Source organism: Pseudanabaena sp. PCC 9330 (genome assembly GCF_055795045.1).
The window spans coordinates 21,308-41,565 of record NZ_JAYFES010000102.1; the positions used below are offsets into that span (position 1 = coordinate 21,308).

Genomic DNA, 20,258 nt, shown 5'->3' on the forward strand with positions numbered 1-20,258 from the left:
CCATTCTTCCAGCATAGCGAAGCGGTTTCGGCCAGCAGCGCCAAACCATGGAAAATGACCGATTTAAGTTTAGGGACTAAACCCGCAAGCCGCTCAGACCCGCCTGACAAAACAGCAGCCCAAACACCAGCGATACGCTGACGACAATGGGGCGGTTATGATTGCTCAGCCAAGCAGATGCGCCATTAAGCAAGGATTTAGAGCGCCTGGGCCACAGGATTTGCAGCACCAGAGGCAGCAACAGCAAAGACTGGGCCAACAGGATAAAAATGAGGTAGGCGATCGCCCCCTGGCGCCACCCCAGCTGAGCCGTAGCGATAGTGGCCAGACTGCTGAGGGTAAATACCCAGAGCTTGACAGCAATCAGGGGTAGAGCCAAACCAATGCCCAGAGCTTGGCTTGGAGTAGTGCTGTCGATAGCGGTTAGCCACTTGGGCGGGGGCTCGTCAGGGTCAGGATGTTTGCGCCACTTTTTGTAGGCCGTTATCAACAGCAGCAGTCCGAGTACCAACAACAGGGTAGACACCACTGGCCCCTTACCGGCTTCTCCGGCGGTGGCGGCAACCGATTCACCCAGCCATAGACCAAAGGCAGCACCCTGCACCAATCGAGTGAGGGTCATACCGCCCACATAGGCAATCCCTTTGAGCAGTCCCCGGTTAGGGCTTTGCAGCAGCAGTAGCCCAATGATGATTTGCAGCGGCACCAGAGCACTGCCAACAATGTAGGGCAGCAGGGCCACCACTATGTTCACAGCTGGCCTGCCTGCTTGAGATAGGCAAACACCGACTTGTCGCCAATGTCGGGCACAATCGGCTGGATCGCTTTACGGAGAGCAAACACCACAAACAAAAGACTCCAAGCGACGAGCAACCCCTGCTTTACGTCCAGGGGCAACCAGCTAAACAGGTGGCCCAACAGCAGTAACGGCACTAGGGGTGTCAGCAGCTTGGTCTCTAGCCGATTAAAGCAAAAGGCCTCTTTAAAGAAAATTCCAGTCAGAGCGACAAAGACAAAGCCTATACCCCACAGCACCTGGGGCTGCTCCATCACCGTTTGGGCCAGAGGGCCATCAATTCCGTGGGAGAGAGCCAGGGCCGCAATGCCGCCCCCTAGCCAAAAAGCCTGCAAGAGACGATGCAGGGGCACCATGTAGATGTGGATGGTGGCCAGGCTCAGCCCCAGCCCCAGCCAAAACAGGGTAAAGAGAACGCTAATCGCCTGCACCAGAATGGGGTTTTGGTTGAAGCCAAGGGCGATCGCAGTACCCGCCGCAAAGACCAGCGCCGCCGTCATCAGGCCAGCCCGGTAAAGCACTACCCCCCGGCGATCGGCCTGGGTAATGGTGTAGTCGCCAAATTGCCCTGTATAAATCTCTGGAGCCTCATTCACAGCGCTTACCATCGCAGTCACCCCGCTGCAGGAACCTACATCGTTCTATCCTATCGGGTAAACGTCTATCGAGTCAGGGCCATCTGGGTAGGCAAAATAATGGTAAAGCAAGTTCGATTGGCGTCGCTGGTCACCTGTAGATCGCCGCCTAGGTGCAGCACCATCTTTTTCACCAGGGCAAGGCCCAGCCCTGTGCCCCCCTGTTTCCAGGGATCCGCACTGGGCACTCGGTAAAACTTGTCAAAAATGCGGGGTATCTCTTCAGCCGGGATCGTTACCCCAGTATTTGTCAAGGCCAGGCACACCTGATCGGAGGGAGCGGCCGGGTGGGGAGAAACATTGAGCACAATATGCTCGCCGGGGGGGGTGTATTTGCAAGCATTGTTGAGCAACTCTGCGAGCACCCGCTCCAGGCTAGCCAGGTCGCTATACACCACGGGTAGCGCTGGGGCTGTCACCAGCTGAAGGGTTTGGTCGCGGCTCTTAGCCCGAGTGACAAAGCTATCGATCCACCCAGCGATCCAGCTGTCGAGCAAAATAGGCTCGGGCTGCATTGGGTGGTTGCCCACGTCGAGCCGTTGCAGATCGAGCAAATCGTTGATCAAGCTAATTTCCCGCTCGCACTCTTCCTGCAAAATGCCGTAGTAGCGGCTAATGCGCGACTGCTCGGCCCTGGGTTTATGCCGATCGGCACTGAGATCCAACTCCTGGTTGAGGGTGACTCCCAGCAGTTGGAGCGCCACCCGCATGCTGGTGACGGGAGTGCGCAGCTCGTGGGAAACCGTACTGAGAAAGTCGTCTTTGAGCATATTCAACCGCTCCAGCTCCGCCACCTGGGACTGAGCCGCCTGGTAGAGGCGGGCCTGGCGAATGGCGATCGCACACTGGTTCGCCACCTGCTGCACCAGCCGAATCTCAATGTCGTTAAAGCCGTAATCGCGATCGTTGATCAGCCACAGATCGCCCAGCACGCCGCGATCGTCCACCACCGGGCAGGCCAACATCGCCACATAGCCTCGCACCGGGTTGGGCTCCACCGAACAAAATTGAAAGTACTGCCCATCCAGCAGCTGGTGGTACACCTCAGGAAAGGCTTCCATCTGAGCCACCCGCCCCTGGTAGGAGGGGCTAGAGCTGTTGTACTCGTAGTAAATCGTTGAGGTGCCCTGCTCTAGGTCATAGAGCGAGGTATTCGACCCCTTCACCTCCAGCGCCTCGGTTAGCTCTTTCACCGCCGTCAGCATAATCTGGTTAACATCGAGGCTGTCGCGCACCCGGTCGGTAATCCGCTTGAGGGTAGCCTCAAAATCGAGGGCCGTCTGCAACTCTTCGGTGCGCTGGGCCACCTGCTGCTCTAGATCAGTGTTGAGCTGCCGTACCTGATGCAGGGGGGTGGCATCTTGTAGGGTCACCATCAACAGCAGTTCACCGCCAGAGCCAAAAAAACGGCGAGTGGTAGCCACTAGACTGCGCCGTTCTCCCATGGCATCGGTCAACTCCACCGAGTGAGGCAGATCGTCGCCAGTGGCGATTGCCTGTTCTGCAGAAGCGATCAACGCCTGGGCCACCCCTGGCGGCAACACCTCCGTCCCCGGCCGCCCCACCAGAGCGGCCAAGTCGCCACCCAGCAGCGGTGCGCAGGCCTGGTTGAGAAAGCACCAGCGATAGTCTCGATCGGCAATCCAGACGGGCGTGGCAATCGCCTCTAGGGCCAATCCAACCTCTTCGGCCAGATAGAGCGATCGGCCTTTACCGGAAGCAGGGACAGGCAAAGTAGACATAACCGTGGGGGCAACTGGGCTAGCTGTGTACGATCTCTTTAAAGTCTTCTAATTCTGGAAATCTTCTAATTCTGGTCTTCTGAATTTAGGGTATTGTCACCAAAGAGTGACAGGGCCAGCCCTTTATATCACTATGCCCAGAGCGGCGGCAGAATGCCCAGCCCCTGCCCACATAGAGAGCAACTCCAGGATAAATCCAAAAAATATAAATTTTCGCTTTAATAAAAGTCATCCATAGCCTATAATCGTAGACCGTGCACATTTGCAGGCTCTCATGAACGCAGAGGAAATCATCCGCTCCATAGAAGCGGAGCAGTTAAAGACCGATCTGCCCACCATTTACGTCGGCGACACCATCCGTGTTGGCGTACGCATTCAGGAGGGGGGCAAAGAGCGCATTCAGCCCTACGAGGGTACTGTCATTGCCATGCGCAACGGCGGCATCAATCGCTCCATCACGGTGCGCAAGATCTTCCAAGGAGTTGGAGTGGAGCGAGTCTTCTTGCTTCATGCGCCCAAGGTCGCTAGCATTACTGTGCTGCGTCGGGGCAAGGCTCGTCGAGCCAAGCTCTACTACCTGCGCGATCGCGTGGGCAAAGCCACTCGACTAAAGCAGCGTTTCGATCGCCCAATCAACTAATATTAGTTAGATAGGGCTTTGGTGTTCAGCATCTGGCGTCATGCGTCCTTAGTTCAGTTGGTAGAACGCGGGTCTCCAAAACCCGATGTCGGGGGTTCGAGTCCTCCAGGGCGCGCTGAGGAATGGTGGCAACGATACCCGTTAGCCTAGCCTAGTGCAGGCTAGCGGGTATCGTTTCTTCCCTGACCTCGACGAATAAGCCAGCGCTGAACTGCCAGATTCTTCGCTCTAGTCGGTCAGGCTGCGGTCTCTAACCGCCTTCTCCGTCACATCTGTTCGGGTACGAGCTAACAGGAGCTAAACCAGTGGTTAAAAAAGACGCCGCAATTGAGCCTAAGGGCAAAGCCACCAGCTCTTCAGCTACCGCTGAAGAGGGGTTTAGCGTAGGCACTTTTTTGCAGGGCACCAAAGAGGAGCTGAGCAAAGTGGTTTGGCCAAGTCGGCAACAGCTGATTAGCGAATCCGCTGCCGTAATCCTAATGGTTAGCCTTTCAGCAACGCTGATCTACCTGGTTGATCGGCTCTTTGGTTGGGTTTCGGGGCAGGTGTTTTAATGGCGATTGAAGAAGATTTAACTTACAACGACGCCTTTGACGATCCCCTAGATGGCAGTGTAGAGGGTACGCCTCAGGGAGGTACTGAGCCCACTGCCGCTGATGCTAGCGATGCTGAAACTGCTAAGTACTACCAGCGCAAAGCTCGGTGGTACGCTGTGCAAGTTGCGTCAGGCTGCGAAAAGCGGGTCAAGCTCAATCTTGAACAGCGAATTAGCACCTTAGATGTGCTCAACCGCATCTTTCAAGTCGAGATCCCCCAGACGCCAGCGGTCAAACTGCGCAAAGACGGCAGCCGTCAAAACATTGACGAGAAGGTTTTTCCTGGCTATGTGCTAGTGCGCATGTATATGGACGACGAGGCCTGGTCGGTGGTCAAAAACACCCCCCACGTGATCAACTTCGTTGGGGCGGAGCAGCGGCGGGCCTACGGTCGTGGCCGGGGGCATGTCAAACCCATGCCTCTGGGCATGAGTGAAGTCAAGCGCATCTTCAAGCGCACTGAAGAGCAAAAGCCCGTCGTCAAAGTTGACATGGCTCCTGGAGACAAGATAACTGTTCTCTCAGGACCTTTCAAAGACTTTGAGGGCGAGGTAGTAGAAGTTAGCCCCGAGCGCAGCAAGCTCAAGGCTCTGTTGTCCATTTTCGGGCGTGACACCCCGGTGGAGCTGGAGTTTAACCAAGTGGAAAAAGAGAGTTAATTAATGGCTAAGAAAGTTGTTGCATTGATTAAGCTGGCCATCCCGGCCGGCAAAGCAAACCCAGCTCCCCCCATTGGCCCTGCCCTGGGTCAGCATGGGGTAAATATCATGGCGTTTTGTAAAGAATACAACGCCCGCACCCAGGAAAAGGTTGGGCTGGTTGTACCGGTTGAGATATCAGTCTTTGAAGATCGCAGTTTCACCTTTATCCTCAAGACGCCGCCTGCTTCGGTACTGATTAAGAAAGCTGCGGGCATTGAAAAAGGGTCGGGCGAGCCTCGCACCAAAAAAGTAGGCTCTATCACTCGGGCTCAGCTTAAAGAGATTGCCGAGACCAAAATGCCTGACCTCAATGCCAACGATATCAATGCGGCCATGAATATCGTTGAGGGCACTGCTCGCAATATGGGCATCACCGTTGCTGATTAATCCTGATCTATAGATTCTGTTTCGACTGTTCACATTACGGGGAAGAGGCTTAGCTTCGTTCGACCCCAAGGAGATTCCATGGCTAAAATATCTAAGCGCCTGCGCGATGCCCGGGCCAAAGTAGAAGACCGGCTCTACGACCCGCTAGAGGCTCTAGAGCTGCTTAAAGAGACTGCTACAGCTAAGTTTGTTGAGTCAGCAGAGGCTCACATTCGCCTAGGCATTGACCCCAAGTACACTGACCAGCAGCTGCGTACCACGGTAATTTTGCCTAAGGGTACTGGTCAAACCATCCGTGTAGCGGTGATTGCCAAAGGCGAGAAGGTAGCTGAGGCTACCGCTGCTGGTGCTGATCTAGTAGGTTCAGAAGAGCTAATCGAAGAAATTCAAAAGGGCATGATGGACTTTGACATCCTGATTGCTACCCCTGATGTAATGCCCCAAGTGGCTAAGCTGGGTCGCCAACTAGGCCCCCGCGGCCTGATGCCTTCTCCCAAGGGCGGCACCGTTACCTTTGATCTGCCCCAGGCCATCAAAGAGTTCAAAGCAGGTAAACTTGAGTTCCGTGCCGACAAAACGGGCATTGTCCATGTTATCTTTGGCAAGGCCGACTTTAGCGTTGAAGACCTAATGATCAACCTCAAAGCGCTGCAAGAGTGCATTGATCGTAACCGACCTTCTGGAGCTAAGGGTCGCTATTGGCGAACGGTGGCGATCGCCTCTACTATGGGGCCTGCCGTACGCCTTGATGTCAACGCCCTGCGCGATTTCAAGGCAGCCGACGCAGCCTAATTGATTGCCAGATATGGTCACCCAGCGTGGCTAATTTGGTTCCAAAGCTTTACCCAGACCAGCTAGGAGACAGCCTTTGAGCTAATCCCCTCAAAACTTCATAGACTACCGCAGACAGCAGGTATTAGCTAAGGGCTACATAAACCCTGCCGAGGTTGACGTAAATAACTGAAGTGCTTCAGCTAATGCTAAGAACTTCTGTTATTGGTTTACCCCGGCATGACTGTCGGGGTTTATTTTTAGCCGAGGGCGACCATTGACCCTGGACTGGGTACAAAACGTTTCCATACCCCAACTAAAAGGAGGTGAGATCAACATGGGGAGAACCCTAGCAAATAAGAAAGGGCTAGTCACTGAGATTCAGGAACTGCTGAACGATGCCCAGATGGCCTTTGTAATCGATTACAAAGGGCTGACGGTGTCTGAGATTAGCAGCTTGCGTAATCGACTGCGTCCCAAGGGTGCAGTGTGCAAAATTGCCAAAAATACGCTGATGCGGATTGCCGTTGAGGGCAATGAAGACTGGCAACCGATAACCGAGTTTCTGAAGGATTCTTCAGCCTTTGTGCTGGTTAAAGAGGACTTTAGCGGAGCCATTAAGGAATACCAGGCTTTCCAAAAGGAAACTAAAAAAACCGTCTTACGGGGCGGCGTCATGGAAGGCCAGGCCCTTACGGAAGACCAGGTCAAGGCAATTACCGAACTGCCCACCAAGGAAGAGTTAATGGCTCGACTGGCGGGGGCAATCAAGGCGATGCCGACTCGGGTGGCAGTGGGTATCAACGCTGTGCCCACCAAACTGGCAGTGGGTGTCAAAGAGGTGCCTGCTTCTCTGGCCCGGGCTATCCAGGCTGTGTCCGAAAAAGACGCGGCTTAGATAGACGATTTTGTTTTGTTCAACTGTTTTTTTACCAGGAGTTAACCGGTAACTATGTCTGCTAAAACTGACGAAATTCTCGAACAGCTAAAGTCTCTATCTCTGCTAGAGGCTTCTGAGCTAGTCAAGCAAATTGAAGAAGCCTTTGGTGTAGACGCCTCTGCTTCTGCTGGCGGCGGCATGATGATGATGGCCCCCGGCATGATGGGTGGCGGTGCTGCCGCTGCTGCTGAGCCTGAAGAAGAGAAGACCGAATTTGACGTCATTCTCGAAGATGTGCCCGCCGACAAGAAGATCGCCATTCTCAAGGTAGTGCGCGGTCTGACCGGCCTTGGACTGAAAGAAGCCAAAGATTTGGTGGAAGCTGCTCCCAAAGCTGTCAAGGAAGCAACTACCAAGGACGACGCCGAAGATACCAAGAAGCAGCTTGAGGAAGCTGGCGCTAAGGTTACCATTAAGTAATTTAGCAACTCGCTGTTCTAGTTCTTTGATCTAGAACGCCACCTCAAGCCAACTAATCAGCCCGCCTCGTACTATTGCGAGGCGGGCTGATTTTTTAAGGCTTAGATATGTAGCACTGTCCAGCTATCTTCGGATACGGATGACTGATACCAAATCCTCCTTGGCCACCCTCGATTCAGCAGGGCAAACGGTTGCTGGCCCCTACGGTTTGGCCTTTTGGGAATCGGGGTCATGTGACCCGGATTTGGTATGATCCGTTGCCAAACCTGAGACGGCTAGCGCTCGCATCTGTCCCAAAAGTTCTCTCGAAGCGCCCCAGCGGTCGCTGCGTTTAGCATTAGACAGGAGCCTTCGCTATCGACGGTTACCAATGTCCTATAAATCAGGGGTATACAGACAGCATCTGGTAGCAGATCAACATTAACTAATGTGTAGGGCCGTCTGCACTAGGGAGGCATCAAAAATACGTCCTACGGAGGCTTTCGAAGCTATGCTAGGTCGGGATTAGGATTATCTTGGGCCGAACTGCTACTGCTGACTGCGATCGCCATATTTTTTTCTATGCCTCTGTTGCTGGCCTCGGCAGCGATTACTTCAGTGACATCGGGCTGGTAAGCCGCAACATCAAACCAAAAGGTGGTGCCAATGCCCACTTCACTAATGAGATGCACTTGGCTGCTGTGCTTTTCAATGATGTTTTTCACAATCGAGAGGCCCAGGCCGGTTCCTTCAAGAGTGTGGACTCGGTTTTCGACCCTGAAGAAGCGATCGAAAATCGCCTGCTGGTCTTCGGGGGCAATACCGATGCCCGTATCAGAGATCTCAACGCGGATATAGCCCCCCTGGTTACGGCCTTCTCCAGGGAGCAAAATCTGGTGCGCTCGCAGCATGACCTGTCCACCAGGCTCAGTAAATTTCAGTGCGTTACCCACCAAATTCGTAAACACTTGCAGCAGCAGGTCGTAGTTGCCAATCACCGGAGCAAGCCCCGGCTCTACATCTTGCAACAGCTCAATTTTCTTGTCGCGAGCGTTGAGGCGGTGGGTACGCAAGGTCTGCTCAATGGGCTGAATGATGTCGACCGCTTCGAGCTGATACTGACGGCTCGACTCTAGGCGTGACAAATCGAGCACATCGTTGACCAGACGGGTGAGGCGATCGGTCTCGTGGTTAGCAGTTTCGAGAAATTCTTTGCGCTCATCGTCGCTGAGGTCTTCACCGTACTCGTGTAGAGTCTCGATGAACGACTTGATATTGAACAGCGGCGTGCGTAGCTCGTGGGAGACATTGCTGATGAACTGGGCTTTAGCCTCATTGAGAGCCACTTCACGGGTGATATCCTGCACGGTGATGGCTAGGCCCTTGACGTTTTCTTTGGCCTGGTCGAGCACGGTATTGAGCAAAATGCGCAGGGTGCGACTGCTAGGCTCAGTGAGCGGCACCCGAAATTCCATCGCTTCGGCCTCGCCCTTAACCGCCTGAAACAGGGGGCGGGTCAGTTGCGCCCGCACCGGGCTGGGAAAATGCTCTAAGATGTTGCGGCCGTCTAAGATTTGGTCATCCCAGCCGAAGATGCGACGGGCGGTGGGGTTGACCAGCACCGCATGCATGTCACTGTCGAGCAAGATGGCCCCGTCAGCAATGGTGGAAACTAAGGTTTCGAGTTTGGCTTTCTCGGCAGTAAGTTCTTCAATATTTTGCTCTTCGTAGCGCTCTAGGCGCTCGGCCATGTCGTTAAAGCTGTAGATTAGCTCCCCCAGTTCGCCCCCCAGGGGCAAGTCTATGCGCTGCCTAAAGTTGCCATCGGCAATGTTTTTCACCCCGGACGAGAGTTCTTTAATGGGCTGAGTGATGGTGAGGGCATTAAACACCGCGCCTAAAATCACCATTACCCAGATGGAGACAAACACCGCGATGGTGACGTCACGGGTCAGGTTAGAGGAGGCAACCACGGTTGGGTTGGGGTTGATACCCAGGGCCAAGACACCCAGGTTGGCACCGTTGTAGTTGAGGGGCACAAACACGTCGGTAACTTCACCAGCGGGGGTGAGATGCTGGCGCACGAGGGGGCGATCGGTGTTTTGGGCGTAGCCCTCGGGCAGTTGCATTCGCCGTCGGAGGGTGAGAGAACTCTGTACCGATGCCTCAGAAAAGGGTATGCCAAAAAAAATATCGCCGTTTTCGTCGGCGTAGAGCATGTAGCGCACGCTAGACGTGCTTTGGTAAAAACTATAGGAGAAGCGGGCCAGCTCGGTGCGATCAGCTTCGTTAACTAAGGGGGCGACGTTAGCCGCCAGCAGCAGCCCCAGGTCGCGGGCAAAGCGGGTGTCGTTGAGGCGGGCATCCATTTGGATAGTGTTGACGGCCCAAAAAGTAAGGGCACTGGTAATCAGCGACACCACTAGGGTTGCACCGGCCATCAGCCGAGTTTGCAGGGTGAAGTCGCCCCACCAGCGCAGAAAAATATCCCGAATTTTAGCTAGGAGCCTAATCAACAGAACCTTATCGAATGCCACATGTTAAATTCAGCCTTTATTCTGGCATGTTCTTCGCATCTTCGCCCTGCTCTGCGCCCTTTTGCTAATCGCCAAACAGCGATTCAAACTCGTGACGCAAGCTATCGTAATTGACCACGCGCGCCACAATCAGGTTTTGATCGCCTTCGGCAGTGGCAAATTGCTGTTGCCAGTGGCGCACATCGGTCTCTTGGTTGATCCAAAAGCTGACGATGGTTTGAACGATCGCATCCCAATCCCAGTCGGGCCGCTGGTGCACGACCTCGGTGGCGCTGATAAAGGCGTCGAGGGTACAGCAGTAGCTGCCGAGGTAGGCTTGGCTACGATCGCGATTCGTCTCTACTTGCTGCTGTTGGTTAAAAAAATACAGCACTGGGGCAATGCCAATGATGTCAAAGCTATAGCTCATGGTGGGAATCACTAAAGCAAGATAGCCAATAGTTTAGCCAGTTCCTCCAGCGGAGTTGTTCGTCTGCAACGGTTTTTGGCGATCGCTCCCCACCCAGCGCTTCGCAGAGTCTGTACTGCCAGGCCTTAACCTAGAGGCGACCTCTTTACCGAAGGCCTCGTCCTACCGGCCCAGATATCAGCCCTCCCTCATAGCACTGGGTAGCCGAACCCTGTAAGTGACAGGCGTCACAGTTCGCAATAATCTTGAGGGCTGCCCATCTTAGGCCAACCTGCCGTAAAGATGTCGAGAGCAAGGGTGACTCATCGCTGCGACTGGGGCATTATGGCTACAGATACAGCGACCGCAACTATAGCTAACTCTTTATAAAGACAGCCCCCGGTGCCTCGGCACTGGGGGTTATTTAATGAAAAAGGCCCCAGGATGCTCACGCATCCTGGGGCCTTGCTGAGAAGAGCCAAGACCCTTAAGAGCTGCTGACGCAGGTTAACACCCCTTCTTGCTGGGGAGCGTTACCGCCCATGGCCCGTACTGTCAGCGACGGCTCAAACCCAGGGTAGCAGCGCACCAGTACCGTATCGCTACTGCGGGTGACGTACAGCACACTCACAGGATTGCCGTTGAGGATGGCGGGCACCAGGCGGGGGGCCTCGGCCACGGTCGAGTGGGCCGGGCCTCGGCCAAAGAGGCCGAGCATCATCACCCCCAGGGCTGCCCCCACAGCCACAGCAATCCACAGTTTGGAGAAGAGTTTGGTCATGGCGATCGCTATCCAGAATGCTTTACGCCCAGACCATAGCACCCAAACCTAAGGGGGGAGATAAGACCCATGTCCTATCCCCCTCCTTAGGTTTGGCCTGAACCGTTTAGTTTAGAAACCCAAGGGATACCTAGGTGCCCACCGTCCAGGAGTTGATATAGATCTCCTGTTCGGGAGTGAGGCTATCAACCTCGATACCCATGGCCACGAGCTTCAGACGGGCAATTTCCTTGTCCACTGCCTCGGGGATGGAATGCAGGCCGGGTTCAAGAGATCCCTTATTCTTCACTAGGTATTCGCAGGCGAGGGCCTGGTTGGCAAAGCTCATATCCATGACCGCGCTGGGGTGGCCCTCGGCGGCAGCTAGGTTGACCAAGCGACCTTCGCCCAGCACAATCACCGACTTGCCGTTGGTGAGCATGTACTGCTGGGTAAAGTTGCGCACTTGCTTGACTTCGGTGGCCATGGCTCCCAAAGACTCCAAATCAATTTCGATGTCGAAGTGGCCGGAGTTGCATACCATTGCGCCATCTTTCATCGACTCAAAATGTTCGCGGCGAATGACGTGCTTGTTGCCGGTGACGGTGATGAACAGGTCGCCCACCTGAGCCGCCTGAGCCATGGGCATGACGCGGAAGCCATCCATCACCGCTTCGATCGCCCGTACTGGGTCAATCTCAGTCACAATCACGTTGGCACCCATGCCGCTGGCTCGCATGGCGGTGCCTTTGCCGCACCAGCCGTAGCCAGCCACAACCACGGTTTTGCCCGCCAGCAGCACGTTGGTGGCGCGAATGATGCCGTCGAGGGTCGACTGGCCGGTGCCGTAGCGGTTGTCAAAGAAATGCTTGGTGTCGGCGTCGTTGACGTTCATCGCGGGGAAGCTGAGCACCCCATCTTTGAACATGGCTTTGAGGCGGACGATGCCCGTGGTGGTTTCTTCGGTGGTGCCGATGATGTCGGAGAGCTGGGCCTGGCGCTCTTTGACCAGGGTGGCGACCACGTCGCTGCCGTCGTCGATGATAATGTTGGGGCGGTGGTCGAGGGCGGTTTCGACGTGGCGGTGGTAGGTGGCGCTGTCTTCACCGCGCAGGGCAAACACGGGAATGCCGTAGTCGGCCACCAGGCTGGCGGCCACGTCGTCTTGGGTGGAGAGGGGGTTGCTGGCAATGAGAATTGCGTCGGCACCCGCATTTTTGAGGGCGATCGCCAGGTGAGCCGTCTCAGTGGTGACGTGGCAACAGGCCGAAATACGAATGCCCGCCAGGGGCTTTTCTGCCGCAAAGCGGTCTTGAATCTGGCGCAGCACGGGCATTTCGCGCCCGGCCCACTCGATGCGCTGCTTGCCCTGGGTGGCCAAGGATATATCTTTAACGTCGTACTTAAATTGAAGAGTTGTGGTCATAGCTTAGATATCAGCCGTAATGAATCGTCTCTGTGCCAGTTGCCAGCTCTCCTAGCTTAACGGAAATTCATTCAGGAAACTGCCTTGACGTTTCAACCGGGAAACTCTCCCGATCGCACCTCAGTACAAAACTCTTTGGCCGCCGCGATCGCCTGCTGCCGCAGGTTGGTATAGACCTTGGCAAAGGGCGGCTGCCAGGCAGAAAGCCCCAGCACATCAGCGGTTACCAGCACCTGGCCGTCGCAGTGCACCCCCGCCCCAATGCCAATGGTGGGAATCTCCAGGGCTTTGGTAATGTCGCGGGCCAGGTCTGAGGGAATGTGCTCTAACACCACGCAGAAGGCCCCGGCCTGCTCCAAGTTTTGGGCTTCGAGAAGGATGCGATCGGCCTCCTTTTCGGTTTTGCCCTGCTTGCGAAAGCCGCCAAACTGATTCACAGACTGGGGGGTTAGCCCCACGTGGCCCATGACTGGAATACCCCACTGCACCAGGCGGCGCACGGTTTCAACCACTTCGCTGTGGCCCCCTTCCAACTTCACCGCCTGGGCACCAGCTTCTTTGAGCATGCGCCCGGCTGTGCGAAGGGCATCTTCCCCACTGGCTTGATAGCTAAGAAAAGGTAAATCCACCACCAGTAGGGCATTTTTCACCCCCCGCCGCACGGCTTTGGCGCAGATCAGCATGTCATCCATCGTCAGAGGCAGCGTGGTGTCGTACCCCAGGGCCACCATGGCAAGGGAATCGCCCACCAGCACAATGTCGGCCCCGGCCTGATCGACAATCTGTGCTGACATCACATCCCAGGCGGTGAGCACGGCAATGGGCTGGGCGGGTTCGCCCGTTTGTTTCCACCGCAAAATGTGATCTACGCTGACGGCCATGGGCTGCGCCTACAAGGGTTCTAAAAGGGTCTGGTTGCCAGAATAGCAAACCGCGCCCCCTTAGGCGTTGTCAGGTTCGCTCCCTGAGTAAGGGTACTGGGGCGTACTCGGCGGACACCCGCCACCTCTGGTCGAGGCTGAATCAGATCGGGTTAAGGCTTCCGCCTTGAGCTGCTCTAGCTCCTTCATCGCAAAAACTTAGCGGTGGGGTTCGTGGGGTGCGATTTGGGCGGTGGGGCGATCGTGGGGTAGTGGGCGGTGCCTGCCCCGTGGGAGAGTGCTTTTTATTGCTGTGGAGCTGTCGTCCTATGCAGACTGTCTTGATGGTTCTAGCGATGGCTATAGTTGAGAAGAGTCTTACAGTCTGAGGTGCTATGGCTGGCCTGCCCCCTGGTTTGCTGATTCGCTCTGCCAAGCAGGTGTGGACTACCCTGTGGCGCACTATGGTGGGGCAGATGGCCCCCAGCAGCAAGGGCGGCGACTACCAGCGGCCCGCCAGCGAGTTTCGTGACTGGGTCAAGCCCGACAGTGACCACCCCCCAGCGGCCCACCGCTATCGGCTGATCGTGGGCATGGGCTGCCCCTGGGCGCACCGAACGCTGGTGGTACGGGCCATCAAGGGTTTGGAAGAGGCGATCGCGATCGTCCCCGTGCAGCCCTCCCCCGACCAGGGCTGCTGGGTGTTTGAGCAAACCTTTCGCGGCTGCCGCACCCTGCCAGAGCTGTATCGCCAAGCTCAGCCGGGGTACAGCGGGCGGGCGACGGTACCAGTGCTGTGGGATGTACAGACCGCCAGCATCGTCAACAACGAAAGCGCCGACATCATCGTCATTCTCAACGAAGCCTTTAACGAGTGGGCCACCCACCCAGAGCTAGATCTCTACCCAGACGATCTCAAACCAGCGATCGATCAGTGGAACGATCGCATCTACACCGCTGTGAACAATGGGGTCTATCGCTGCGGCTTTGCCCAGACCCAGGCGGCCTACGATCGCGCCGTCACCGAACTTTTTGCCACCCTCAATGCCATTGACCAGGCCCTAGACTCTAGCCCCTACCTCTGCGGCGACCGGGTGACCCTGGCCGACGTACGCCTATTTACCACGCTGTTTCGCTTCGATGCGGTCTACTACAGCCTGTTCAAGTGCAACCGTCACCGCATTCAAGACTATGCCCACCTGGGTGCCTACCTGCGACGCCTCTATCAACTGCCGGGCGTGGCGACGACCTGCGATATAGAGGCCGTCAAACGCGACTACTACGGCAACCTGTTTCCCCTCAACCCCGGCGGCATCATTCCCGTTGGCCCAGACCTGGAGTATTTGCAGGAGCTAGCCGCCGATTAGCTTCACGCATGTACCGGCACAAGCCGGCACCCCTCTAGCGTTGAACCTGGAGCTGGGCGTCGGGGTTGACCGACTTCACCACCCAGGTGTCTTTACTGCCGCCGCCCTGGGACGAGTTGACCACCAGCGACCCGCGCTTGAGGGCAACGCGGGTGAGCCCACCTGGGTTCACGTAGATGTCTTGCCCGTAGAGGATGTAGGGCCGCAGGTCTACATGGCAGCCTTCGAAGCTGTCTTCGATCAACGTGGGCACCCGCGACAAGCACAGGGTGGGTTGGGCAATGTAGCCCCTGGGGTTGGCGCGAATGCGATCGCCAAACTCGGCCCTTTGATCCTCAGTAGAGTGAGGGCCGACTAGCATCCCGTAGCCGCCCGAGGCGTTGGTGGCCTTCACCACCAGCTGATCGAGATGGCTCAGCACATGGGCCTGCTGGGTCTCGTCTTCACACAGGTAGGTGGGCACGTTGGGGATGAGCTGGTCTTCGTCGAGGTAGTAGCGAATCATTTGCGGCACGTAGGCATAGACCAGCTTGTCGTCGGCAACGCCGGTGCCGAGGGCGTTGGCCAGAGCCACCCGCCCGGCTCGGTACACCTCCATCAGCCCCGGCACCCCCAGCAGCGAGTCGGGCCGAAAGGCCTTGGGGTCAATAAAGTCGTCGTCGATGCGGCGATACATCACATCCACCCGCTCCAGCCCCTTGGTGGTGCGCATTTTTAAGTAGCCATCTGACACCACTAGGTCGCGCCCTTCCACCAGTTCGGCCCCCATCTGCTGGGCCAAAAAGGAGTGCTCAAAGTAGGCGGAGTTGTAGACGCCAGGGGTGAGTACTGCCACCCGAGGGTTGATCAGCGTCTCGGGCACCAGGTTGAGCAGAGTCTCTAGCAGCTGGCTGGCATAGTCATCCACCGCCGCAATATCCATGGCCGCAAACAGGTGGGGAAAGGTGTTCTTCATCACCCGCCGATTTTCGAGCACGTAGGAGACGCCGGAGGGGCAGCGCATGTTGTCTTCGAGCACATACCAGGTGCCGTCTTTGTCGCGCACCAGATCGGTGCCGGTAATGTGGCACCAGATGTTGTTGGGTGGGTTGAGGCCCATGCAGGGTTTGAGAAAGCCGGGGGCGCTCTCGACTACGTGGCGCGGCACCACCCCGTCGTTGAGAATTTTTTGCTCGTTGTAGACGTCGTGGATAAAGCAGTTGAGAGCATAGATGCGCTGCTTGAGGCCCTTTTCGATCCATTCCCACTCGTGGCCGGGCACAATGCGCGGAATCACATCGAAGGGGAAAATGCGCTCAGCGCCCTGGTTGTCGTTATAGACGTTGAAGGTGACCCCCAGCTTAAACAAGGCATTTTGCGCCGCCTGCTGCCGCTGCTGTAGCTCAACCAGAGACAGGGCATTCACCCGCTGCACCAGCAGATCGGCCTCGGGGCGGGGGTGGCCCTGGCTCAAAAACAATTCGTCAAAAAAGTCGCCGGGGTCGTAGGCGTCAAATAGCACCGGGGGTCTCCCAAAAATGAGTGGTCAGCGGATCGATCAAAGCTATGACAAGGGCGCAGTAGATTTGATGGCGTTGCTGGATACAGGTATGAGTCAAAAATGCCAACGGCTCTCGTCAGGGCAAACGGCCGTTTGCCCCTACCCAAGTTCATGCGTCGGTTCAGCAACGCCGATTTGATCATTACCGGGGAGTATGGGCTCAAAGCTGTAGTTTACGCTACGAATCTACAGCCGTACTATTTGGGGCTGGGGGTTTAGGTCTGCACAGCTAGGTGATATCGGCTATCCCTGGGCAATCATCGCGTCGACCCATTCCACCTCATCCCAGTTCTAGACATGAAGGCCTAGCTAGAAAACAACTACCGATCGCAATCGGGACTTGTGTAGATCATTCTCTCTGGCTGAGAAGATTTAATTTTTTGTCTATTGCGATCGTTTTTTATCGTTTTTCTGCCCAGCGTAGATTGTATCGAGGGGATTGACCGATGATTTAAACAGATTCTCAGCGCGCCCGCTTCAGCCGCCATCGATGCTCATTACTCTTCAGGCTGTACTCACGTATTTGCGCTCACGAATCACCCTCACGGATCGTTACACCTATGGGGAGAACTGCGCTATGGAACGGTTTGACTACGTTGTTTTAGGGGCCGGTCTGGGGGGACTCTCGACCGCCGCCTGCCTGACGCGCCTGGGCCATCGAGTGGTCGTGCTCGAAAAGCACTATCTGCCAGGGGGCTGCTGCCACACCTTTGACTACGGTAACTATCGTTTTTGTGCCGATGTGCACTACATTTCCCAGTGTGGGCCAGGGCAGGCGATCGACCAATTTCTGCACTACATTGGCCGCGAGGTCGCCTTTAATACTCTTGATGCTGACTGCATCGATCGCGTCATTACCCCCAGCGTAGACTTTGCCATCCCCCTGGGCTGGGAGACATTTCGGCAGCGGTTGCTGAGCACATTTCCAGAAGATGCTGGCCCGATTAACCGCTACTGCGACGAAATCAAGCGTCTCCACGATGACATGCACCAGATCAACCAGGAGATGCACTGGTACGAGCAGAAATGGCATGACTGGCTGAAGCTGCCTAAGTATTTGAACCTGTTCAACAAGCGCCACTGGACGCTGCAAAACCTCTACGACCATGTGGGTATGCCGCACCAGCTGCAAGCCTTATTGGCGGGGCAGAGCGGCGACTATGCCCTACCGCCCGAAGAAATTTCTCTGCTTACCCACACCGCCCTGGTGTGGGACTATGCCGAGGGGGCTTACTACCCGAAGCATCACTTCAAGGGCTTTGTAGACACCATTGTGGATGCGATCGTGGAGGGGGGCAGCACCGTACGGTACATGGCCCCGGTCGAGCATATTGAGGTGCAGGAGGGCCAGGTGCAGTGGGTGACGGCGGGGGGTGTTGACTACGCCGCCGACCAGGCCTATATCAGCGACCTCGACCCCAAGCTAACGGTAGAGCTGATGCATGGGGCCGATCTCAGCCCAGCAGAGCGACACCGTCTGACCGACTATGAGTATTCGGCCAGCGCCTTTAACATCTACCTGGGGCTAGACGATCGCTTTAACCCTGCTGACTACGGCATTGGCAACTGGAATATCTGGTATTACCCCACTGGCAACCTCAACGAGGAGTACCGACGGCAGCTGGAGGGCAACCTGGAGCACCCGTGGATCTTTCTATCTTGCCCAACGCTAAAATCTACGACACCGGGCATGGCCCCCATCGGGCACCACGTGCTCGAAATTGCCACAGTTTGCCCCTACGAGCCCTTTCAGCAGCTCCACGACACCGACCCCGCCGCCTATAAGGCCAAAAAGCGCGAGGTATACCAGGCGATCATGACCAGCGTGCGCGACCTGATTCCCGATGTCGATCGCTACGCCCGCATGAAGATTTACGGCACCCCCACCACTAGCGAGCACTACCTGGGCCAGCCCCAGGGCAATATCTACGGGGCTAAGCTAGTGCCCCAGCAGGTGGGGCTCAACCGCCTGGGCTACAAGACCGAGCTGCCCAACCTATTTTTGGTGGGGGCCAGCGCTGGCTACCCCAGTGTGCCAGGAGTGATAACCAACGGCATGGATGTGGTGGAGCTGATGACGGGGCAGTCGGTGCGGCGATCGCCCGCTCCAGCCCCCGTCACACCGCCGCTGTCTATGGCTCGATAAGTAAGTCAAAACGTTCGCGCGTGCGAACGTTTTGACGTCATCCCTAAACCAGCTGAAACGCCGCCCCCAGGCCCGCGCCAATCTCTGCTGGGGAGAGCTTGCCATCGTGGTCGAGATCGAGGGCATCAAACACCGCATCGGTGCCCAGCCATTCTTCGCGGGTGATAAAGCCATCGCCATCGAGGTCGTAGGCCTTAAACAGGTCATCGCGGGCGTGGCCGATCATTTGCTCGCCCTGGGTGAGCTGAGTCAGGCGGGTGGCCAGCAGGTCTTCTAGGGCTTCGAGCGCCTTGCTAAAGCCCTTGATGCCTTCATCGAGCTTTTCAGTAGCCATGCGATCGCCCTCGTGCATCGACCTAAACGTGGCCTCATCGATAGAGAGTTTCTCAATGTCCATAGACTCGGCCTTGGCGGGGTCGAGCTTGCGGGGCAGATCGGCCTCGGTGCTGTCTAGAATAGCGAGCAGCTGAGGAGAAATGGTCAACAGGTCACAGCCCGCCAGCTCAGTAATCTCGCCAATGTTGCGGAAGCTGGCCCCCATCACCTCGGTTTTGTAGCCAAACTTTTTGTAGTAGTTATAAATTTCGGTCACCGAGAGCACGCCGGGGTCTTCGTGGGAGGCGTACTCGTCGCGGCCCGTATCTTTTTTATACCAGTCGAGAATGCGGCCTACAAAGGGCGAGATCAGGGTGATGCCCGCCTCAGCGCAGGCGATCGCCTGGTGAATGCCAAACAGCAGCGTCAGGTTGCAGTGAATGCCCTCTTTTTCGAGAATTTCAGCGGCCTTGATGCCCTCCCAGGTAGAGGCAATCTTGATCAGCACCCGCTCGGGAGTAATGCCCAGGTCAGCGTACTGCTGAATAATCTCCCGCGCCGTGGCCACGGTAGCCTCGGTGTCATAGCTGAGGCGAGCATCTACCTCAGTGGAGACCCGCCCTGGAATAATATCTAGAATCTTGCGGCCAAAGGCAACGGCCAAATTCTTAAAGGCCAGGTTGGCAATGTCTTTATCCGATGCGCCTGCGCCCGCGTCGGCTTTGGCCTTGAGCAGAGTGTCATCCACAATGGCGTGGTACTGGGGCATCTGGGCCGCCGCCGTAATCAACGAGGGGTTAGTGGTGGCGTCGCGGGGGGTAAATTTTTCGATGGCTTGAATGTCTCCGGTGTCGGCGACCACAACGGTCATTTGCCGGAGCTGCTCTAACAGGCTGGCCATGGGTTTCTCCTGGAAAGTTAAGAGAGCAAGGGGCTATACCAAGTTCAGAGCGGACGCTAGGGTCTTCCCCCAGGTAAAAGCCTACCCCTGCGCTTGGATTTAGATCATTTGCAATTGCCCACATTGTAAACAGGGGATCTGAGGCGGGTATTAACCCTTAATTAAAGCTACTGGGCCATTGCAAAAGATTGCGTACCCCCTGAACAACTCCCCGATTCCTCAGGGTTTCTTAAGGCTTCTGGGTCACACTTCCACGGTAAAGCTTGCCATTGCCCACGGCCTCTGCCCAACGGCGGAATCCTCCGCAGCATTACTCTGCCTCTAGCGAATATGAATTGATTGCCGCAGATGGGTAAAAGCTTGGCATGATGGGATGGATTTTATATGCGATCGCCCCTTTGATTTATCAGA

19 protein-coding genes, 1 tRNA gene and 1 other annotated feature are annotated in these 20,258 nt (G+C 56.2%); of the genes, 10 read left to right on the plus strand and 10 right to left on the minus strand.

Translation table 11 applies throughout. The annotated features are described in order from the left end of the window. Positions 1 to 76: 76 nt before the first annotated feature. The 3 genes from AC0QKW_RS12020 to AC0QKW_RS12030 are packed head-to-tail and all read right to left on the minus strand — an operon-like array spanning position 77 to position 3,173. The gene (locus AC0QKW_RS12020; protein WP_473151316.1) at positions 77 to 754 is read right to left on the minus strand and encodes a GAP family protein; all 678 of its coding nucleotides are present in this window, start codon (positions 752 to 754) and stop codon (positions 77 to 79) included. Continuing rightward, on the minus strand, positions 751 to 1,404 hold the full coding sequence (locus AC0QKW_RS12025; protein WP_473151317.1) for a DUF2301 domain-containing membrane protein: 654 nt from the start codon (positions 1,402 to 1,404) through the stop codon (positions 751 to 753). The genes AC0QKW_RS12020 and AC0QKW_RS12025 overlap by 4 nt, the downstream gene beginning before the upstream one ends. Before the next feature lie 53 nt (positions 1,405 to 1,457). Continuing rightward, the gene (locus tag AC0QKW_RS12030) at positions 1,458 to 3,173 is read right to left on the minus strand and encodes an ATP-binding protein (RefSeq protein ID WP_473151318.1); all 1,716 of its coding nucleotides are present in this window, start codon (positions 3,171 to 3,173) and stop codon (positions 1,458 to 1,460) included. Between the two features lie 274 nt (positions 3,174 to 3,447). Between AC0QKW_RS12030 and rplS the strand changes: the two genes are divergently transcribed. From rplS to rplL, 8 genes are all read left to right on the plus strand, one after another. Next, positions 3,448 to 3,813: a 50S ribosomal protein L19 gene (gene rplS, locus AC0QKW_RS12035; RefSeq protein WP_017297710.1), complete on the plus strand. Its 366-nt coding sequence runs from the start codon at positions 3,448 to 3,450 to the stop codon at positions 3,811 to 3,813. 42 nt (positions 3,814 to 3,855) lie between these two features. Then, positions 3,856 to 3,928, plus strand: a tRNA-Trp gene (locus tag AC0QKW_RS12040). Positions 3,929 to 4,118: 190 nt separating this feature from the next. Then, a complete protein-coding gene (gene secE, locus AC0QKW_RS12045) occupies positions 4,119 to 4,367 on the plus strand; it encodes a preprotein translocase subunit SecE (protein ID WP_473151319.1) in 249 nt (82 codons plus the stop codon). Further along, positions 4,367 to 5,068 carry a transcription termination/antitermination protein NusG gene (gene nusG / locus AC0QKW_RS12050; protein WP_473151320.1) on the plus strand — a complete coding sequence of 234 codons (702 nt, stop codon included), beginning with the start codon at positions 4,367 to 4,369 and terminating at the stop codon, positions 5,066 to 5,068. The genes secE and nusG overlap by 1 nt, the downstream gene beginning before the upstream one ends. A gap of 3 nt (positions 5,069 to 5,071) precedes the next feature. Further along, positions 5,072 to 5,497, plus strand: coding sequence for a 50S ribosomal protein L11 (gene rplK, locus AC0QKW_RS12055; protein WP_473151321.1), 426 nt, complete (start codon positions 5,072 to 5,074; stop codon positions 5,495 to 5,497). Positions 5,498 to 5,575: 78 nt separating this feature from the next. Further along, entirely contained in the window at positions 5,576 to 6,289 is a 714-nt protein-coding gene (rplA, locus tag AC0QKW_RS12060) for a 50S ribosomal protein L1 (protein WP_473151322.1), read from the plus strand. A gap of 90 nt (positions 6,290 to 6,379) precedes the next feature. After that, positions 6,380 to 6,536, plus strand: a sequence feature (ribosomal protein L10 leader region). Positions 6,537 to 6,605: 69 nt separating this feature from the next. Further along, on the plus strand, positions 6,606 to 7,166 hold the full coding sequence (rplJ, locus tag AC0QKW_RS12065; protein ID WP_473151323.1) for a 50S ribosomal protein L10: 561 nt from the start codon (positions 6,606 to 6,608) through the stop codon (positions 7,164 to 7,166). Between the two features lie 54 nt (positions 7,167 to 7,220). Continuing rightward, a complete protein-coding gene (gene rplL, locus AC0QKW_RS12070) occupies positions 7,221 to 7,628 on the plus strand; it encodes a 50S ribosomal protein L7/L12 (RefSeq protein ID WP_473151324.1) in 408 nt (135 codons plus the stop codon). Positions 7,629 to 8,116: 488 nt separating this feature from the next. On the opposite strand, the gene nblS is transcribed toward rplL, so the two are convergent. From nblS to panB, 5 genes are all read right to left on the minus strand, one after another. Further along, positions 8,117 to 10,123: a two-component system sensor histidine kinase NblS gene (gene nblS, locus AC0QKW_RS12075; protein WP_473151325.1), complete on the minus strand. Its 2,007-nt coding sequence runs from the start codon at positions 10,121 to 10,123 to the stop codon at positions 8,117 to 8,119. 85 nt (positions 10,124 to 10,208) lie between these two features. Next, positions 10,209 to 10,553 (minus strand): hypothetical protein, encoded by a 345-nt coding sequence (locus tag AC0QKW_RS12080; RefSeq protein ID WP_473151326.1) that lies wholly within the window; start codon positions 10,551 to 10,553, stop codon positions 10,209 to 10,211. A gap of 466 nt (positions 10,554 to 11,019) precedes the next feature. Continuing rightward, positions 11,020 to 11,313 (minus strand): hypothetical protein, encoded by a 294-nt coding sequence (locus AC0QKW_RS12085; protein ID WP_473151327.1) that lies wholly within the window; start codon positions 11,311 to 11,313, stop codon positions 11,020 to 11,022. A 130-nt stretch (positions 11,314 to 11,443) separates the two neighbouring features. Beyond that, the gene (ahcY, locus tag AC0QKW_RS12090) at positions 11,444 to 12,718 is read right to left on the minus strand and encodes an adenosylhomocysteinase (protein WP_473151328.1); all 1,275 of its coding nucleotides are present in this window, start codon (positions 12,716 to 12,718) and stop codon (positions 11,444 to 11,446) included. A gap of 92 nt (positions 12,719 to 12,810) precedes the next feature. Beyond that, complete coding sequence (panB, locus tag AC0QKW_RS12095; protein ID WP_473151329.1) at positions 12,811 to 13,599, minus strand: 3-methyl-2-oxobutanoate hydroxymethyltransferase; 789 nt, start codon at positions 13,597 to 13,599, stop codon at positions 12,811 to 12,813. Positions 13,600 to 13,973: 374 nt separating this feature from the next. On the opposite strand from panB, the gene AC0QKW_RS12100 reads away from it, so the two are divergent. Further along, on the plus strand, positions 13,974 to 14,945 hold the full coding sequence (locus AC0QKW_RS12100) for a glutathione S-transferase family protein (protein WP_473151330.1): 972 nt from the start codon (positions 13,974 to 13,976) through the stop codon (positions 14,943 to 14,945). 34 nt (positions 14,946 to 14,979) lie between these two features. Here AC0QKW_RS12100 and AC0QKW_RS12105 read toward each other — a convergent pair whose 3' ends face one another. Beyond that, positions 14,980 to 16,446 carry a circularly permuted type 2 ATP-grasp protein gene (locus AC0QKW_RS12105; protein WP_473151331.1) on the minus strand — a complete coding sequence of 489 codons (1,467 nt, stop codon included), beginning with the start codon at positions 16,444 to 16,446 and terminating at the stop codon, positions 14,980 to 14,982. A gap of 616 nt (positions 16,447 to 17,062) precedes the next feature. Between AC0QKW_RS12105 and AC0QKW_RS12110 the strand changes: the two genes are divergently transcribed. Beyond that, positions 17,063 to 18,631, plus strand: coding sequence for a phytoene desaturase family protein (locus AC0QKW_RS12110; RefSeq protein ID WP_473151332.1), 1,569 nt, complete (start codon positions 17,063 to 17,065; stop codon positions 18,629 to 18,631). Between the two features lie 43 nt (positions 18,632 to 18,674). Here the strand turns inward: AC0QKW_RS12110 and AC0QKW_RS12115 are convergent, their stop codons facing one another. Beyond that, on the minus strand, positions 18,675 to 19,847 hold the full coding sequence (locus AC0QKW_RS12115) for a transaldolase (RefSeq protein WP_473151333.1): 1,173 nt from the start codon (positions 19,845 to 19,847) through the stop codon (positions 18,675 to 18,677). Between the last annotated feature and the right edge of the window lie 411 nt (positions 19,848 to 20,258).

Excerpts from the sequence above, each read along its gene's own strand:
- AC0QKW_RS12025 (WP_473151317.1), bottom strand. The coding sequence starts at position 1,404 with ATGGTAAGCGCTGTGAATGAGGCTCCAGAGATTTATACAGGGCAATTT.
- AC0QKW_RS12030 (WP_473151318.1), bottom strand. The coding sequence starts at position 3,173 with ATGTCTACTTTGCCTGTCCCTGCTTCCGGTAAAGGCCGATCGCTCTAT.
- rplS (WP_017297710.1), top strand. The coding sequence starts at position 3,448 with ATGAACGCAGAGGAAATCATCCGCTCCATAGAAGCGGAGCAGTTAAAG.
- nusG (WP_473151320.1), top strand. The coding sequence starts at position 4,367 with ATGGCGATTGAAGAAGATTTAACTTACAACGACGCCTTTGACGATCCC.
- rplK (WP_473151321.1), top strand. The coding sequence starts at position 5,072 with ATGGCTAAGAAAGTTGTTGCATTGATTAAGCTGGCCATCCCGGCCGGC.
- rplA (WP_473151322.1), top strand. The coding sequence starts at position 5,576 with ATGGCTAAAATATCTAAGCGCCTGCGCGATGCCCGGGCCAAAGTAGAA.
- rplJ (WP_473151323.1), top strand. The coding sequence starts at position 6,606 with ATGGGGAGAACCCTAGCAAATAAGAAAGGGCTAGTCACTGAGATTCAG.
- rplL (WP_473151324.1), top strand. The coding sequence starts at position 7,221 with ATGTCTGCTAAAACTGACGAAATTCTCGAACAGCTAAAGTCTCTATCT.
- AC0QKW_RS12080 (WP_473151326.1), bottom strand. The coding sequence starts at position 10,553 with ATGAGCTATAGCTTTGACATCATTGGCATTGCCCCAGTGCTGTATTTT.
- AC0QKW_RS12085 (WP_473151327.1), bottom strand. The coding sequence starts at position 11,313 with ATGACCAAACTCTTCTCCAAACTGTGGATTGCTGTGGCTGTGGGGGCA.
- ahcY (WP_473151328.1), bottom strand. The coding sequence starts at position 12,718 with ATGACCACAACTCTTCAATTTAAGTACGACGTTAAAGATATATCCTTG.
- panB (WP_473151329.1), bottom strand. The coding sequence starts at position 13,599 with ATGGCCGTCAGCGTAGATCACATTTTGCGGTGGAAACAAACGGGCGAA.
- AC0QKW_RS12100 (WP_473151330.1), top strand. The coding sequence starts at position 13,974 with ATGGCTGGCCTGCCCCCTGGTTTGCTGATTCGCTCTGCCAAGCAGGTG.
- AC0QKW_RS12110 (WP_473151332.1), top strand. The coding sequence starts at position 17,063 with ATGGAACGGTTTGACTACGTTGTTTTAGGGGCCGGTCTGGGGGGACTC.
- AC0QKW_RS12115 (WP_473151333.1), bottom strand. The coding sequence starts at position 19,847 with ATGGCCAGCCTGTTAGAGCAGCTCCGGCAAATGACCGTTGTGGTCGCC.